The sequence below is a fragment of the Duganella sp. BJB1802 genome, assembly GCF_013369445.1.
GTDB lineage: Bacteria > Pseudomonadota > Gammaproteobacteria > Burkholderiales > Burkholderiaceae_D > Rugamonas > Rugamonas vulcania_A.
On the sequence record NZ_JABWEF010000004.1, the window covers coordinates 188,827 to 204,149 of the forward strand.

Sequence of the window (15,323 nt, forward strand, 5' to 3'; positions counted from 1 at the left end):
TTACAGGCTGACCGCCAGCTCCGCGCCTTCCTTGATGGCGCGCTTGGCGTCCAGCTCCGCGGCCAACGCGGCGCCGCCGATCTTGTGGAAGCGAGGCCACTTAGCGTTGGCCTTGACCTCCTCTTCCGACGGCATCAACTCGGTCAGGCTGTCCTGGCCCGCGCAGACCACCACGTTATCCACCGACAGCAGGCGCTGCTCGCCGGCGATGGTCACGTGCAGGCCCTGGTCGTCGATGCGGTCGTACTGCACGCCGGCCAGCATCACCACGCCGTTGCGCGCCAGGACCGCGCGATGCACCCAGCCCGAGGTCTTGCCCAGGCCAGCGCCCAGCTTCGAGACCTTGCGCTGCAGCAGATACAGCTGGCGCACCGGCTCCGGCGCGGAGACCGTCGTCAGGCCGCCCGGCGCGTCGCCCTTCATGTCCACGCCCCACTCCTTGGCCCAGACATCCAACGCCAGCGGCAGCGGGTGTTTGGGATCGTGCAGCAGATATTCGCCCACGTCGAAGCCGATACCGCCGGCACCGATGATGGCCACGCGCTTGCCCACCGGCGCCTTGTTCTGCAGGACGTCGATATACGACAGCACCTTCGGATGGTCGATGCCTTCGATCGGCGGACGGCGCACCTTGATGCCGGTGGCGACCACCACATCGTCGTAACCGTCCGCGATCAGCTGCTCACGCGTCACGCGCACGCCCAGCTTGACGTTCACGCCGGTCAGCTCCAGCTTGCGGCGGAAGTAGCGGATGGTCTCGGCGAATTCCTCCTTGCCCGGGATCTGCATGGCGATCTTGAACTGGCCGCCGACGCTGTCGCTGGAATCGAACAAGGTCACGTCATGGCCGCATTCCGCCGCCACCGTGGCCGCCGACAAACCGGCCGGCCCGGCGCCGACCACCGCCACGCGGCGCTTCTTCGCCGCCGGCGCGTAGACCAGCTCCGTCTCGTGGCAGGCGCGCGGGTTCACTAGGCAGCTGGCGCGCTTGTTGGAGAAGGTGTGGTCCAGGCAGGCCTGGTTGCAGCCGATGCAGGTGTTGATTTCGTCGGTGCGCCCCTGCGCCGCCTTGACCACGAAGTGCGAGTCGGCCAGGAAGGGGCGCGCCATCGAGATCATGTCGGCGTCGCCGCGCTGCAGGATGCCTTCCGCCTCGGCCGGCATGTTGATGCGGTTGGACGCCACCACCGGTATCGTCACCTCGCGGCGCAGGCGGCCCGCCAGGCTGGCGAAGGCGGCGCGCGGCACCGAGGTCACGATGGTCGGCACGCGCGCCTCGTGCCAGCCGTAGCCGGAGTTGAGGATGGTCACGCCGGCGTGCTGCAGCGCCTTGGCCACGGCCACCACGTCTTCCCAGGTGTTGCCGCCGTCGACCAGGTCGAGCAGCGAGTGGCGGTACATGATGATGAAGTCATTGCCCACTTCCGCGCGGATGCGCTTGACGATTTCCACCGACAGCCGCATGCGGTTCTCGATGCTGCCGCCCCATTGGTCGGTGCGCAGGTTGGTGCGCGCGCAGAGGAACTGGTTGAGCAGGTAGCCTTCGCTGCCCATCACTTCGATGCCGTCGTAGCCGGCGTCGCGCGCCAGCTTGGCGCAGCGGGCGTAGTCGCGGATCGTCGCTTCGATGCCGGCCTCGGTCAGCGCGCGCGGCTTGAACGGCGAGATCGGCGATTTCTTCTCCGACGCCGACACCACGAACGGCTGGTAGCCGTAGCGGCCCGCGTGCAGGATCTGCATCAGGATCTTGCCGCCCTCCTCGTGCACCGCGCTGGTGACGCGGCGGTGGTTGATCACGTCGCCCTTGAAATTGAGCGTGCCGCCGAAGGGCAGCAGCCATCCGGAGCGGTTGGGCGAGATGCCGCCGGTGACGATCAGCCCCGCGCCGCCGCGCGCCCGCTCGCGGTAGAAGGCGGCCAGCTTGCCGTAGTTGTAGAAGCGGTCCTCAAGACCGGTGTGCATGGAGCCCATGACGACGCGGTTGCGCAGCGTCGTGAAGCCGAGATCGAGGGGGGCCAGCAGGTGTGGGTATGGTGAAGTTGTCATTATGGTTGTTAGAGTCAGACATGGGGCATGAACATGCCCGCATTAAAACGCAAATCTCTAGACCTGGGCTTCTAAAGTCCCGGCTTCCGCTCCTGAATTTGGCGGAGGGTGCGGTAGCGCTCTTGTATTCTGCCACCCTTTCCCTTACGCTGGAACGATGATGCGATTCCTTTTGTTTTTGTTGGTGGGTGTGGCCGCTCCAGTGATGGCACAGACACCCAGGCTTGAATTGCCCAAGCTGGAGGTGTCGGTCAACCGGGTGGAGCTCGATGCGCTGCACATGTACGAAGTGGACGCCACCGGCACGGTGGCGGCGCCACTGCCGAAGGTATGGCGCATCCTCACAGGCTATGAGCGCATGGCGGAATTCGTGCCGGACATGGAGTCGTGCCGGGTTTTATCACGCAACGGCAATGAGGTCATCATCGAGCAGTTCGGCGTGGCGCGCTTCCTGTTCATGACCAAGTCCATCCACCTGATCGTGCGCGCGACCGAGCAGCCGATGTCGTCGATCGACATCTCGCTGATCTCCGGCGACATGAAGCACTACGAATCGCATTGGGAATTGATACCGGTGCCCGAAACCGGCGGCACCAGGGTGGTCTACAGCGGCAAGCTGATACCGAACTTCTACGTGCCCGGCATCCTCGGGGCGAAGATGATACGCGGCGATATCGAGCGCATGATGAACGCCGTGCTGGCGCGCCTCGACCGCCGCGAGGACGCTAAATAATCAAGCGAGATAGGTGTCGCGGTCGCGCAGCTCCGCGAAGTTTTCCAGGCTGCCGATCTTCACCAGCACCGGATTGAGACTCAGCTTGGCCTGCATGGCGCGCCAGGCGAACTGCCATTCCTGTTCCTGCGCTTCGGCCGCGGTCTTGGTGAAGGCCGCGCCCAGGGCGGCGCGGGTGCCGTATTCCACGGCGCCGTCGATGCCCGCCCAGCTGGGCAAGGTGCGCTGCACCGCGCGGTGCAAACGCTCGCCGAATTCCTCGGTGTTGTGGATGACCAGGCAGCTGTCCGACGAGAACAGCTCGAACAGCTTGCGGTCCCAGACTTGCGAAAAGCTCAGGGTCAGGCAGCTGTTGGCCGGGGTCAGGATGAACTGGCCCTGCGTCAGCGCCAGTTCCAGGTCTTCGCGCACGCCGTAGCGGTACAGGGTCGGAGGGCGTTGGTAGTCGTGCATATCGGTACTCTATTCTTTACAAAGTTATTTGGCCGGGCGGCGCACATGGCGGTGCGCGCGCATCGCCGCCGAGGCAATGAAGATCTCGCGCAGCAGGTAGAAGAAGCTGCCGATCAGGGCCAGCATCGCCACCACGAACATGCCCGCGATGTACTTGTCGAGCGAGATGTTGGTGATGTCGCCCCAAAACAGCATCGCGATCACCAGGCAAATCAGCAGCCCGCAGGCGGTCGACAGCGTGATCGAGACGTTGATCAGGTGCGATCTTCGGTAGAGCACATCGAGTTCGTTCAGGTAGGCGTCGCTGTAGCCGATGTCGAGCCGGTCCTCCAGCACCCGCGAACGGTCGATGATGCGCGCCAGGCGGTTGGTCAGCACCACGAGATTGGTGCAGACGCCGGTCAGCAGGAACACCGGCGCGATCGCCAGCTGGATGATGTGGCCGATATCGCCGACTTGTATATTCATGGGTGCGTGGAAGCTGGAATTATCGATAGTGTATCAGCCCGCGTGGGGTGCGGGCCGATTCCGCGCCGGCTCAGGCGAATCCGCGCGTCTGCTTGAACTGCTCGGTGGCGCCCACCAGCGCGCGCGAGATGCCCTTTTCCATCGCCCCATGGCCGGCGTCCGGCACCACGGTGAGCAGCGATCCGGGCCAGGCCTGGTGCAGCCGCCACGCCGACACCGGCGGGCAGATCACGTCGTAGCGGCCCTGCACGATCACCGCCGGCAGGTGGGCGATGCGGTCGACGTTGCGCAACAGCTGGTCCTCGCTGAAGAAGCCCAGGTTGGCCATGTAGTGCGATTCGAGCCGGCCCACGCCCAGGTCCAGCGTGTCGGACGGCGGATCCTCGGCCTGCGGCATCAGGAACACGCGGCGGCCCTCGAAGCGGCTCCAGGCGCGCACCGCCGGCCAGTGGATGGCCGGGTCGTCGCTCATGATGCGGTTGACGTAGGCCTGCAGCAGGTTGCCGCGTTCGGCCGGCGGGATCGGCGCGACGAATTCGGCGTGCACCTCGGGATGGAACCACTGGGCGCCGTGCAGGAACCAGTCGATTTCCGCCTGCGTGCACAGGAAGATGCCGCGCAGGATGAAGCCCAGGCAGCGCTCGGGATGCGCCTGGCCGTAGGCCAGCGCCAGCGTCGAGCCCCAGGAGCCGCCGAACACCAGCCACTGCTCGATGCCGAACATGGCGCGCAGGCGCTCGATGTCCGCGATCAGCAGCCCGGTGGTGTTGTTGCGGCACTCGCCCAGCGGCAGCGACTTGCCGGCGCCGCGCTGGTCGAACAGGATCACGCGGTACTTCTCCGGATCGAAGAAGCGGCGGTGCTGCGGCGACAGGCCGGCGCCCGGCCCGCCATGCAGGAACACTACCGGTATGCCCTGCGGATTGCCGACCTCTTCCCAGTAGATGGTGTGCAGGTCGTCGACCGCCAGCATGCCGTGGCGCGACGGCAGGACGGGCGGAAACAGGGGCGAGGTCGGGTCGAACATGGCTATCCTTTAAGCATCGATAGCAGATTGTACGAAAAAAAAGCCAGGATCGCGAACGAACCTGGCCCGGGGCTACAACTACACGCCGCTTAGGACATGTGCTGGCCGCCGTTGATGGCGATGTTGGCGCCGGTGACGAAGGCCGCCTCGTCCGACGACAGGTAGGCCACCAGGCCCGCCACTTCTTCCGGCTTGCCCAGGCGGGCCATTGGAATCTGCGGAATGATCTTGGTGTCGAGCACTTCCTGCGGGATCTCCATCACCATCTTGGTGCCGATGTAGCCCGGCGAGATGGTGTTGACGGTCACGCCCTTGCGCGCCACTTCCAGCGCCAGCGCCTTGGTGAAGCCGTGCATGCCGGCCTTGGCGGCCGAATAGTTGGTCTGGCCGAACGCGCCCTTCTGGCCGTTGACCGACGAAATATTGATGATGCGGCCCCAGCCGCGTTCCACCATGCCGTCGCACACCGGCTTGGTCATGTTGAACACGGAATCCAGATTGGTGGCCATGACGGCGTCCCAGTTCGGCTTGTCCATCTTCTTGAAGGTCATGTCGCGGGTGATGCCGGCGTTGTTCACCAGCACGTCGATCGGACCGATATCCTTGACGATCGCGGCGACGCACGCCTGGGCCGAATCGTAATCGGCCACGTCGCACGGGTATGCGCGGAAATTAAAGCCCTGGTCGCGGGTAGTGGCGAGCCATTGCTCGACCTTCGGATTGCCAGGGGAATACGTGGTGACTACGATATAGCCCAGTGCCGACAGTTTGAAACACACTGCCTCGCCCAAGCCACCCATGCCGCCGGTTACTAATGCAACTCTTGCCATTTTCGTCCCCTCTTAAATTGACACCAAAAATCGTCTGACACCGCGCCGGGACCTGCCCGGCGCGGCACTGCTGCTGCGGATGCTACGGATACGGAGTGCTTATGCGCGCTCGATGGCCAGCGCCACACCCATGCCGCCGCCGATGCACAGCGAGGCCAGGCCCTTCTTGGCGTCGCGGCGCACCATTTCGTGGATCAGCGTGACCAGGATGCGGGCGCCGGATGCACCGATCGGGTGACCGATGGCGATGGCGCCGCCGTTCACGTTGATCTTGCTGGTGTCCCAGCCCATTTCCTTGTTCACGGCCACGGCTTGGGCGGCGAAGGCTTCGTTGATTTCCATCAGGTCCAGGTCGTCCGGGGTCCAGCCGGCCTTTTTCAGGCACAGCTTGGTGGCCGAGACCGGGCCCATGCCCATGAAGGCAGGGTCCAGGCCGGACGAGGCGTAGGCCTTGACCTTGGCCAGCACGGTCAGGCCCAGTTCCTTGGCCTTGGAGGCGGACATCATGATGACGGCGGCGGCGCCGTCGTTCAGGCCGGAGGCGTTGCCGGCGGTGACCGTGCCGTCCTTGGCGAAGGCCGGACGCAGGCCGGACAGCGCTTCGATGGTCGAGCCCGGTTTGACGTATTCATCGGTGTCGAACACGATGCTGCCTTTTTTCTGGACGATTTCCAGCGGCAAAATCTCATCTTTGAATTTGCCGGCCTTTTGCGCGGCTTCCGCCTTCAGCTGCGAGTTCAGCGCGAACTCGTCCTGCTCGGTGCGGGAAATCTCGTATTTCTTCGCGACGTTCTCGGCGGTGGTGCCCATGTGGTACTGGTTGTAGGCGTCCCACAGGCCGTCGACAATCATGGAGTCGACCATTTTGAAGTCGCCCATGCGGAAGCCGTCGCGCGAGCCGTTCATCACGTGCGGCGAGGCGCTCATGTTTTCCTGGCCGCCGGCGATGATGATCTCGGCGTCGCCGGCCTTGATGGCCTGGGCCGCCAGGTGGGTGGCCTTCAGGCCGCTGCCGCACACGTGGTTGATGGTGAAACCTGGAATGGTGTTCGGCAGGCCGGACTTGATGACGGCCTGGCGCGCCGGGTTCTGGCCGACGCCGGCGGTCAGCACCTGGCCGAGGATGGCTTCGCTGATCAGGTTGGGATCGATACCGGTCTTGGCCAGCAGGCCCTTGATCACGTGTGCGCCCAGTTCGGAAGCCGGCGTCTTCGCCAGGCTGCCGCCGAATTTGCCGACACCAGTACGGCCAGCGGCCACGATAACTACATCATCCATTTGACTCTCCAATGCGCCGGCCGGGGCCGGCTTAGTTTAGCAACAACGCGAACTTCGATAATACGCTTCGACGGCGGGGCCGTGCTGGGTTTCGATTGTGCGTCGCCGCGAGAACTTCCCCCGAGGGTGACAGGATTTCTCTAGCAGCATCCATGCCAACGATCAGCGCTCGGTGGGGACCCATCGTAAGCGTCGCACATCGTGGCATCTTTGACATGTATCAAACCCAACGCAATCATTTTGAAGAAACAGTGTCAATAAGTCACGATAATAATTTGATACCGTCCAGGGTGCTGGCGCACTGTTCGCGTATCACGTTGACGAAGTCGAGCACGTAGGCCTTCTGTTTCTGCGCCTCGGGCACCGAGACGAACAGGTCGCTCCACAGGCCCTGCTCGCCGACCGGCCTGGCGATCACGTAGTCGTAGTCGACATAGTTCTTGATCGCCCAGTTCGGCAGCGCGGCGATGCCGCGGCGGCTGGCCACCAACTGCAGCACCGCCACCGTCAGCTCGGCGGTGCGGCGTTCGTAGTGGATGTGGGCCGGCTGCAGCACCTCGCGGATCAGGTCGATGCGGGTTTCCGGCACCGGATAGGTGATCAGCGTCTCGCCCTCGAAATCGGCGGCCAGCAGGCGGCGCTGGGCCGCCAGCCGGTGTTTCTGCGCCATCACCACCAGGATTTCAAAGCGGAACAGCGGGAAGGTGGCGAACTCCGGGCCGTAGTGCGAGCCAATCACCAGGTCGGCGGCGCCGCTGCGCAGCAGCTCGGCAGGCTCGCTGTGGAAGCCCGAGACCAGGTCGATCTCCACGTCCGGCCAGCGTTTGCGGAATTCATCCATCACCGGCATCAGCCAGTCGAAGCAGGTATGGCATTCAAGCACCACGCGCAGCTGGCCGGTGTCGCCCTGGGTCAGGCGCGCCACTTCGCGCTCGGCCGCCTCGATTTCCGGCAGCAGCAGGTCGGCCAGCTTGAGCAGCCGGGCGCCGGTGGCGGTAAACCCGATCGGCACGGATTTTCGCTCAAAAAGCGGTCCGCCGTAGCGATCTTCCAGCAATTTGATCTGATGCGACAGGGCCGACTGCGTCAGGTTCAGCAGTTGCGCGGCGCGCACCAGGCTGCCGGCGGAGCGGAGGGCACTCAGGGTGCGCAGGTGACGTATCTCTAGCATGGTCTATTAAATTTTTTCATGTGAAGCCGCAAAATCTTTCGTTTTGATTATAGACCGGATTGCCGCACACTTTATATCACCAATATTAAATGCGGATGACATCAAAATGACAACATCGAATAAACCCATCCAAAGCCACGTTCCCGGTTTTCCGCGCATCGGCGCGGCGCGCGAGCTGAAGTTCGCGCTGGAAGCGAACTGGCGCGGCGAACTGCCGGACGACGGCCTGGAAGCGGCCGGCCGCGACCTGCGCGCCCGCCACTGGGCGCTGCAGCGGCAGGCCGGGCTGGACTTCGTCACCGTCGGCGATTTCGCCTTCTACGACCAGGTCGCCAACCACATCCAGCTGCTGGGCTGCGAGCCGGCCCGCTACGGCTTCACGGCCGGGCAATCGCAGCTGAGCCGCTACTTCGCCATGGCGCGCGGCGACGGCGGCCACCACGAGCCGGCCGCCTGCGGCCACGACCACGCGCACGACGACGGCCAGCAACACGCCTCGGCCGCGCTGGAAATGACCAAGTGGTTCGACACCAACTACCACTACCTGGTGCCGGAGTTCACGGCGAAGACCGCCTTCTCGCTGGCGTGCGAGCGCCTGTTCGACGAGGTGGCCGAGGCGCAGGCGCTGGGCCACGCGGTCAAGGCCGTGCTGCTGGGGCCGTTGAGCTTCCTGTGGCTGGGCAAGGCCAAGGATGGCGGCCTGGATCGCCTCAGCCTGCTGGACCGGCTGCTGCCGGTCTACGGCCAGGTGCTGGACCGCCTGAAGGCGCAGGGCGTGCAATGGGTGCAGATCGACGAGCCCATCCTCGGCCTCGACCTGCCGGCGCCGTGGCGCAGCGCGTTCGAGAACAGCTACTGGCAGCTGAACCAGGTTGGCGTGCCGCTGCTGCTGGCCACGTATTTCTCGCCGCTGGAGGAAAACCTGAGCCTGGCGTGCCGCCTGCCGGTGGCCGGCCTGCACGTGGACGGCGTGCGCGCGCCGCATGAACTGACCAGCATCGCCGACTGGCTGCCGGTGCACAAGGTGCTGTCGGTCGGCATCGTCGATGGCCGCAACATCTGGCGCACCGACCTCGACGCGGCGCTGGCCACGCTGGCGCCCATCGCCGACAAACGCGGCGGCAAGCTGTGGCTGTCGACTTCGTGCTCGCTGCTGCATGTGCCGTTCAGCCTGGCCGCCGAGACCGCGCTCGACCAGGAAATCCGATCATGGCTGGCTTTCGCGACTGAAAAATTGGACGAGCTGTACGTGCTCAAGCAAGCGCTGCAAGGCCACCACGACGCCGCCACCGTCAACGCGCTGGACGCCTCGCGCGCCGCCATCGCCAGCCGCCGCGCCAGCCCGCGCGTGCACCAGCAGGCCGTGCGCGAGCGCATCGCCGCCCTGCCCGCCGACGCCGACCGGCGCCGTTCGCCGTTCGCCCAACGCCAGGCCGAGCAGCGCGCGCGCTTCAAGCTGCCCGACTTCCCGACCACCACCATCGGCTCCTTCCCGCAGACGGCCGCCATCCGCGCCGCCCGCGCCGCCTTCAAGCGCGGCGAACTGAACGCCGGCGACTACGAGGCCAGGATGCGCGAGGAAATCGCCGACGCCGTGCGCCGCCAGGAAGAGCTGGGCCTGGACGTGCTGGTCCACGGCGAAGCCGAGCGCAACGACATGGTCGAATATTTCGGCGAGCAGCTGGCCGGCTTCGTCTTCACGCAACTGGGCTGGGTGCAGTCGTACGGCTCGCGCTGCGTCAAGCCGCCCGTCATCTACGGCGACGTCAGCCGGCCGAAAGCCATGACGGTGGACTGGACCGCGCACGCGCAAAGCCTGACCGGCAAGCCGATGAAGGGCATGCTGACCGGCCCCATCACCATCCTGCAATGGTCCTTCGTGCGCGACGACCAGCCGCGCGCGCGCACCGCGCTGCAGATCGCGCTGGCGATCCGCGACGAGGTGGCCGACCTGGAGCGGGCCGGCATCGGCATCATCCAGATCGACGAGCCGGCCGTGCGCGAAGGCTTGCCGCTGCGCCGCGGCCGCTGGGACGAGTACCTGGACTGGGCCACGCGCGCCTTCCGCGTGTCGGCCAGCGCGGCGGCCGACGGCACGCAGATTCACACCCACATGTGCTACGCCGAGTTCAACGACATCCTGCCGCAGATCGCCGCCATGGATGCCGACGTCATCACCATCGAGACCAGCCGCTCGGACATGGAGCTGCTGAACGGCTTCGGCCGCTTCCGTTATCCGAACGAGATCGGGCCCGGCGTGTACGACATCCACTCGCCGCGCGTGCCGGCCCAGGCCGAGATGGTGCGGCTGCTGCAAAAGGCCAGCGCGGTGATCCCGCCGGCCAACCTGTGGGTCAACCCGGATTGCGGGCTGAAAACGCGCGGCTGGGCGGAGACCGAAACCGCGCTGCGCAACATGGTGGCCGCCGCCCGCCAGCTGCGCGAGGAGCACGCGATCTACTGACCGTCCCATGGCGGCGGCCTGCCGGGCCGCCGCCATCCCGCATTTTTACTGGCCCGGTTCGGCGCCAGCCCTCCCCATCCGTCGTTTTCCACAGTAAAATGCTCGTGCCTGCGCATGCGCGCGAGGTTAACCCTCTAATACTGTCGCCCATGTCCAAGAGCCTGTTTCAAAAGCCCATAGAAATTAAGATTTCCACCGTAGTCGCCGTCTCCGCCATCCTGTCCACCGCGGACCGCCTGGCCCTCGACGCCGCGCTGGCCGAAATGACCGGCGGCACCACCGATTTCTTCGAAGACGACCTGACCGTGATCGACGTCGCCGCCCTGCCGGCCGGCAGCGCCCAGATCGACTGGGCCGGCATCATCGCCCTGCTGAAAAAATACCGCTTGAACCCGGTCGCCGTGCGCAACGCGCCGCCGTCCATGGCCGCCGAGATCGCCGCCCACGGCCTGAGCATCGAAACCGCGACCAAGCCGCGCGACGAGCAGGAGGCCGCGCCCGCGCCGGCCAAACCCGCGCCAGCTGCTGCGGCGGCGGCACCGGCCCCGGCCGCGCCGGCCGAAGGCTTCCCCGGCAACGCCGGCGTGATGATCATCGACACCCCGGTGCGCGCCGGCCAGCGCATCTACGCGCGCGGCTGCGACCTGATCATCACCGCCGTGGTCAACAACGGCGCCGAGATCATCGCCGACGGCAGCATCCACGTGTACAACACGCTCAACGGCCGCGCGCTGGCGGGCGCCTCCGGCAACGCCGACGCGCGCATCTTCGCCATGACCATGTCGCCGGAGTTGGTGTCGATTGCCGGCGTTTACCGCACTTTTGAAGACGGCTTCCCGGCCGAGTACGCGCGTTCTCCTGCGCAAATTCGCTTGGTCGGCGACCGAATCGATATACTATCTGTCAATTCTGCAAACCGCGCTTGACTAGCAACTCTCTGAAAAGGACTTTTTTGTGGCGAGAATTATTGTTGTAACGTCCGGTAAGGGCGGTGTCGGTAAGACGACTTCCAGCGCCAGCTTCTCCACCGGCCTGGCCATGCGCGGTCATAAAACCGCGGTGATCGACTTCGACGTCGGCCTGCGCAACCTCGACCTGATCATGGGCTGCGAACGCCGCGTGGTGTACGACCTGATCAATGTGATCAACAAGGAGGCCTCGCTGACCCAGGCCCTGATCAAGGACAAGCACTGCGACAACCTGTTCATCCTGCCGGCGTCGCAGACGCGCGACAAGGATGCGCTGTCCGAGGACGGCGTGGAAATCGTGCTGCACGAGCTGATCAACATGGGCTTCGAGTACATCATCTGCGATTCGCCGGCCGGCATCGAGCACGGCGCGCTGATGGCGCTGACCTTCGCCGACGAGGCCATCATCGTCACCAACCCGGAAGTGTCGTCGGTGCGCGATTCGGACCGCATCCTCGGCATCATCCAGGCCAAGTCGCGCCGCGCCCAGACCGGCGGCGAGCCGGTCAAGGAGCACCTGCTGATCACCCGCTACTCGCCCAAGCGCGTGGAAGCGGACGAAATGCTGTCGTACGAAGATGTGCAGGAAATCCTGCGCATTCCACTGATCGGCATCATTCCGGAATCGGAATCGGTGCTGCACGCGTCGAACCAGGGCAATCCGGCGATTCACTTCAAGGGCACCGATGTCGCGGAAGCCTACGAAGATGTGGTGTCGCGCTTCCTCGGCCAGGAGTTGCCGTTGCGCTTCACTAACTACGAGAAGCCTGGCCTGCTGCAGCGTATTTTCGGGAGCAAGTAATCATGGCCCTGCTTTCTTTCCTGTTCCCGCAAAAACCGAAAACCGCCACCGCGGCCAAGGAGCGGTTGCAGATCATCATCGCGCGCGAGCGCAATGGCCGCAGCGGTCCGGACTTCCTGCCGGCGCTGCACAAGGAGCTGATCGAGGTGATCTCGAAGTACACCAAGGTCAACGCCGACGACATCAAGATCTCGCTGGACCGCCAGGGCAACCTGGAGGTGCTGGACGTGAACGTGGTGCTGCCGGACGCGTAATCACAGCGGCCGGGATATGCCGGCCGTCACCAGTTCCTGCGCCACCTTGGCGCAGGCGTCCACATGCTGGTAGCCGATCTGGCTGAAGGCCACGAAGCCGATCCCGGCCGAGGCCAGCTGCCCGGCGAACGGCACCAGCTTGCTGGCCTGGCGCGCCACCGACTTCATGCCGGTGCGGCGCAGCAGCTGCAACACCACCTCCCGCGTCACCAGCTTGCCCACCAACATGCCACCGACGCCGATCGCGGCCTCGTAGGCGATCAGCCGGAACTTCGGCTGCATGCGCTCGATCTGCTGCGCCGTCAGGCCGAACTCGTGGTTGATGTCGTCGATCAGCAGCGCGAACAGGCGCAGGTCGGACACCACGTCCAGCCCCGGTATCGGCACCGCCGCCACGCCGGCCGACACCATCGCGCGCCGCCGCACCAGCTTGCGGCAACGTTCGCGCACCGCCTCGATGTCGCGGGGGTTGCCCGGCACCAAGGTCCAATTTGTGTCTTTTTTGAGTCCCATGCGTGCTCCCGGCTGCGGCTAGACTTTCTTTCCTTTTTTCAACTTCTTCATTGAATTCGGCGTTTTTCCAGTGTACCGTGTAATGGTTGCGCAAGTGCGTACGGTGTTTTGGTGAGTTGTCCCCGAGTAAATATTAGTGTCTCAAGAAAAATAATTAGCCATTTTGCTAACTTTTTTGTAAATCTCTGTTATATTTGCAGTGACTTCTCCTTAACATTTTCCTACAGGCAGTTGTATGCGAATCGCCGTATTAGACAATGACCGTGGCCAGGCCGATCTGATCTGCCAGGTGCTGACCTCGGCGGGCCATATCTGCCATAGTTTTCAGAGTGCCAAGGACGTGCTCGCGCAGCTACGCAAGGACAGCTACGACATGCTGATCCTCGACTGGCAAGTGGTCGATCTGGGCGGCGCGGAAGTGTTACGCCGGGCGCGCGAAAAGCTGCCCGACAACGCCCCGGTGCTGTTCCTCACCACCAGCTCGGGCGAGGACGATATCGTGGCCGGCCTGGCCGCCGGCGCCGACGATTACATGATCAAACCCTTGCGCCGCAGTGAAATGGTCGCCCGCGTGCAAGCGCTGTTGCGGCGCGCCTACCCGGCCCAGAACGGCGCCGAACAATTGCAATTCGGTCAATATGTGTTCGAAACCCGGCCCGGCCGTTTGTTGATGGACGGCATAGTGTTGGACGTCACCCACAAAGAGTTCTACTTGGCACTGTTATTTTTCCGCAACATCGGACGGCCGCTGTCGCGCGCCTACATCCATGAGGCGGTGTGGATACGCGAGACCGCCGTGCCCTCGCGCACCATGGACACCCACGTCTCGCGCGTGCGCAACAAGTTGCAATTGAAGCCGGAAAACGGCTTCCGCCTGGTGCCGGTCTACAGTTACGGCTACCGTCTGGAAAAACTGGGGGCCTGATCAGGCCATCGATATGGCCGGTACGCCGTTTGGGCTATGGGCAGATGCCGGCAAGTGAGGGATACTACACGGTATAATGTCCGCTAACTCAACGCACGGACCCGAAATGCAGCTGCTCGCCGTCGGCCTCAACCACAACACCGCCCCTGTCTCGCTGCGCGAGCGGCTGGCGTTCGCCCCTGAGCAACTGGGCCAGGCGGTGGTGGCGGCGCGTTCCTGGTTCGAGCGTATCGACCATCGCGGCAGCGACGAGGCGGCCATCCTGTCCACCTGCAACCGCACCGAGCTGTACGCGGCCAGCCGCGTGCCCGATTCGCTCGACGCCGGCGCGCACTTCCTGGCCGACTTCCACAAGCTGAACTACGCCGAACTGCGCCCGCACCTGTACCTGCTGCCGCAGCACGACGCCGTGCGCCACACCTTCCGCGTCGCCTCCGGGCTCGATTCGATGGTGCTGGGCGAAACGCAGATCCTCGGCCAGATCAAGGACGCGATCCGCACCGCCGACGAGGCGGGCGGCCTGGGCACCTACCTGCACCAGCTGTTCCAGCGCTCGTTCTCGGTGGCCAAGGAAGTGCGCAGCACCACCGAGATCGGCGCGCACAGCGTGTCGATGGCGGCGGCCGCCGTGCGGCTGTCGCAGCGCATCTTCGACAAGATCGCCGAGCAGAACGTGCTGTTCATCGGCGCCGGCGAGATGATCGAGCTGTGCGCCACGCACTTCGCGGCGCAGAACCCCAAGAGCATCACCATCGCCAACCGCACGCTCGACCGCGGCGAGATCCTGGCGCACCGCTTCGGCGGCCGCGCCATCCGCCTGGCCGACCTGCAGGACAAGCTGCACCAGTACGACATCGTCATCTCCTGCACCGCCTCGTCGCTGCCGCTGATCGGCCTGGGCATGGTGGAGCGCGCGATCAAGGCGCGCCGCCACAAGCCGATGTTCATGGTCGACCTGGCCGTGCCGCGCGATATCGAGCCGGAAGTGGCCCGCCTCAACGACGCCTTCCTGTACACGGTGGACGACCTGGGCAAGGTGGTCCAGACCGGCATCGAAAACCGCCAGGCCGCCGTGGCCCAGGCCGAGGCCATCATTGAAACGCGAGTGCAGTCCTTCATGCACTGGATCGACGACCGCGCCGTGGTGCCCGTCATCCAGAGCCTGCACGAAAACGGCGAGGCGCTGCGCCAGCTGGAGCTCGAGCGCGCGCGCAAGATGCTGGCCAAGGGCGAGGACGTCGACGCCGTGCTGGAAGCCCTGTCCAAGGGCCTGACCGCGAAATTCATGCACGGCCCGCAGCAGGCGCTGCATCGTGCGCAGGGCGAGGAACGCGCCCACCTGGCCCAGCTGCTGCCGCAGCTGTTCCGCGGCCGCCGTTAGCGCCACTGCC

The 15,323-nt window shown here is 64.9% G+C and carries 15 protein-coding genes; 7 read left to right on the forward strand and 8 right to left on the reverse strand.

The window, feature by feature from the left end; all coding sequences use genetic code 11:
- On the reverse strand, positions 1-2,046 hold the full coding sequence (locus HUX88_RS08560) for an NADPH-dependent 2,4-dienoyl-CoA reductase (protein WP_176361495.1): 2,046 nt from the start codon (positions 2,044-2,046) through the stop codon (positions 1-3).
- Positions 2,047-2,251: 205 nt separating this feature from the next.
- Here HUX88_RS08560 and HUX88_RS08565 point away from each other — a divergent pair, with 205 nt between their 5' ends.
- Entirely contained in the window at positions 2,252-2,779 is a 528-nt protein-coding gene (locus tag HUX88_RS08565) for an SRPBCC family protein (RefSeq protein ID WP_229219249.1), read from the forward strand.
- Here the strand turns inward: HUX88_RS08565 and HUX88_RS08570 are convergent, their stop codons facing one another.
- The 6 genes from HUX88_RS08570 to HUX88_RS08595 form a co-directional block, all read right to left on the reverse strand.
- Complete coding sequence (locus HUX88_RS08570) at positions 2,780-3,232, reverse strand: hypothetical protein (protein WP_117012479.1); 453 nt, start codon at positions 3,230-3,232, stop codon at positions 2,780-2,782.
- 24 nt (positions 3,233-3,256) lie between these two features.
- On the reverse strand, positions 3,257-3,700 hold the full coding sequence (locus HUX88_RS08575; RefSeq protein ID WP_117012478.1) for a DUF2721 domain-containing protein: 444 nt from the start codon (positions 3,698-3,700) through the stop codon (positions 3,257-3,259).
- A 70-nt stretch (positions 3,701-3,770) separates the two neighbouring features.
- Positions 3,771-4,727 carry a prolyl aminopeptidase gene (gene pip / locus HUX88_RS08580; RefSeq protein ID WP_117012477.1) on the reverse strand — a complete coding sequence of 319 codons (957 nt, stop codon included), beginning with the start codon at positions 4,725-4,727 and terminating at the stop codon, positions 3,771-3,773.
- Between the two features lie 89 nt (positions 4,728-4,816).
- Entirely contained in the window at positions 4,817-5,557 is a 741-nt protein-coding gene (gene phbB, locus HUX88_RS08585; RefSeq protein ID WP_117012476.1) for an acetoacetyl-CoA reductase, read from the reverse strand.
- A gap of 99 nt (positions 5,558-5,656) precedes the next feature.
- Positions 5,657-6,835 carry an acetyl-CoA C-acetyltransferase gene (locus HUX88_RS08590; protein ID WP_117012475.1) on the reverse strand — a complete coding sequence of 393 codons (1,179 nt, stop codon included), beginning with the start codon at positions 6,833-6,835 and terminating at the stop codon, positions 5,657-5,659.
- Between the two features lie 262 nt (positions 6,836-7,097).
- A complete protein-coding gene (locus HUX88_RS08595) occupies positions 7,098-8,006 on the reverse strand; it encodes a LysR family transcriptional regulator (protein WP_117012474.1) in 909 nt (302 codons plus the stop codon).
- A 106-nt stretch (positions 8,007-8,112) separates the two neighbouring features.
- Between HUX88_RS08595 and metE the strand changes: the two genes are divergently transcribed.
- The 4 genes from metE (at position 8,113) to minE (ending at position 12,494) form a co-directional block, all read left to right on the forward strand.
- Positions 8,113-10,470 carry a 5-methyltetrahydropteroyltriglutamate--homocysteine S-methyltransferase gene (metE, locus tag HUX88_RS08600; protein ID WP_176361497.1) on the forward strand — a complete coding sequence of 786 codons (2,358 nt, stop codon included), beginning with the start codon at positions 8,113-8,115 and terminating at the stop codon, positions 10,468-10,470.
- 149 nt (positions 10,471-10,619) lie between these two features.
- Positions 10,620-11,396, forward strand: coding sequence for a septum site-determining protein MinC (gene minC / locus HUX88_RS08605; protein WP_176361498.1), 777 nt, complete (start codon positions 10,620-10,622; stop codon positions 11,394-11,396).
- A gap of 28 nt (positions 11,397-11,424) precedes the next feature.
- Complete coding sequence (gene minD / locus HUX88_RS08610; RefSeq protein ID WP_117012471.1) at positions 11,425-12,240, forward strand: septum site-determining protein MinD; 816 nt, start codon at positions 11,425-11,427, stop codon at positions 12,238-12,240.
- 2 nt (positions 12,241-12,242) lie between these two features.
- Positions 12,243-12,494 (forward strand): cell division topological specificity factor MinE, encoded by a 252-nt coding sequence (gene minE / locus HUX88_RS08615; RefSeq protein WP_008443622.1) that lies wholly within the window; start codon positions 12,243-12,245, stop codon positions 12,492-12,494.
- On the opposite strand, the gene HUX88_RS08620 is transcribed toward minE, so the two are convergent.
- The gene (locus HUX88_RS08620; protein WP_176361499.1) at positions 12,495-13,007 is read right to left on the reverse strand and encodes a hypothetical protein; all 513 of its coding nucleotides are present in this window, start codon (positions 13,005-13,007) and stop codon (positions 12,495-12,497) included.
- A 235-nt stretch (positions 13,008-13,242) separates the two neighbouring features.
- Between HUX88_RS08620 and HUX88_RS08625 the strand changes: the two genes are divergently transcribed.
- Positions 13,243-13,932 (forward strand): response regulator transcription factor, encoded by a 690-nt coding sequence (locus HUX88_RS08625; protein ID WP_117012469.1) that lies wholly within the window; start codon positions 13,243-13,245, stop codon positions 13,930-13,932.
- 106 nt (positions 13,933-14,038) lie between these two features.
- Positions 14,039-15,313 (forward strand): glutamyl-tRNA reductase, encoded by a 1,275-nt coding sequence (gene hemA / locus HUX88_RS08630; protein WP_117012468.1) that lies wholly within the window; start codon positions 14,039-14,041, stop codon positions 15,311-15,313.
- The last annotated feature ends 10 nt before the right edge of the window (positions 15,314-15,323 follow it).

Excerpts from the sequence above, each read along its gene's own strand:
- HUX88_RS08595 (WP_117012474.1), bottom strand. The coding sequence starts at position 8,006 with ATGCTAGAGATACGTCACCTGCGCACCCTGAGTGCCCTCCGCTCCGCC.
- HUX88_RS08570 (WP_117012479.1), bottom strand. The coding sequence starts at position 3,232 with ATGCACGACTACCAACGCCCTCCGACCCTGTACCGCTACGGCGTGCGC.
- hemA (WP_117012468.1), top strand. The coding sequence starts at position 14,039 with ATGCAGCTGCTCGCCGTCGGCCTCAACCACAACACCGCCCCTGTCTCG.
- HUX88_RS08560 (WP_176361495.1), bottom strand. The coding sequence starts at position 2,046 with ATGACAACTTCACCATACCCACACCTGCTGGCCCCCCTCGATCTCGGC.
- phbB (WP_117012476.1), bottom strand. The coding sequence starts at position 5,557 with ATGGCAAGAGTTGCATTAGTAACCGGCGGCATGGGTGGCTTGGGCGAG.
- metE (WP_176361497.1), top strand. The coding sequence starts at position 8,113 with ATGACAACATCGAATAAACCCATCCAAAGCCACGTTCCCGGTTTTCCG.
- pip (WP_117012477.1), bottom strand. The coding sequence starts at position 4,727 with ATGTTCGACCCGACCTCGCCCCTGTTTCCGCCCGTCCTGCCGTCGCGC.
- HUX88_RS08590 (WP_117012475.1), bottom strand. The coding sequence starts at position 6,835 with ATGGATGATGTAGTTATCGTGGCCGCTGGCCGTACTGGTGTCGGCAAA.
- HUX88_RS08625 (WP_117012469.1), top strand. The coding sequence starts at position 13,243 with ATGCGAATCGCCGTATTAGACAATGACCGTGGCCAGGCCGATCTGATC.
- HUX88_RS08620 (WP_176361499.1), bottom strand. The coding sequence starts at position 13,007 with ATGGGACTCAAAAAAGACACAAATTGGACCTTGGTGCCGGGCAACCCC.
- minE (WP_008443622.1), top strand. The coding sequence starts at position 12,243 with ATGGCCCTGCTTTCTTTCCTGTTCCCGCAAAAACCGAAAACCGCCACC.
- HUX88_RS08575 (WP_117012478.1), bottom strand. The coding sequence starts at position 3,700 with ATGAATATACAAGTCGGCGATATCGGCCACATCATCCAGCTGGCGATC.
- minC (WP_176361498.1), top strand. The coding sequence starts at position 10,620 with ATGTCCAAGAGCCTGTTTCAAAAGCCCATAGAAATTAAGATTTCCACC.
- HUX88_RS08565 (WP_229219249.1), top strand. The coding sequence starts at position 2,252 with ATGGCACAGACACCCAGGCTTGAATTGCCCAAGCTGGAGGTGTCGGTC.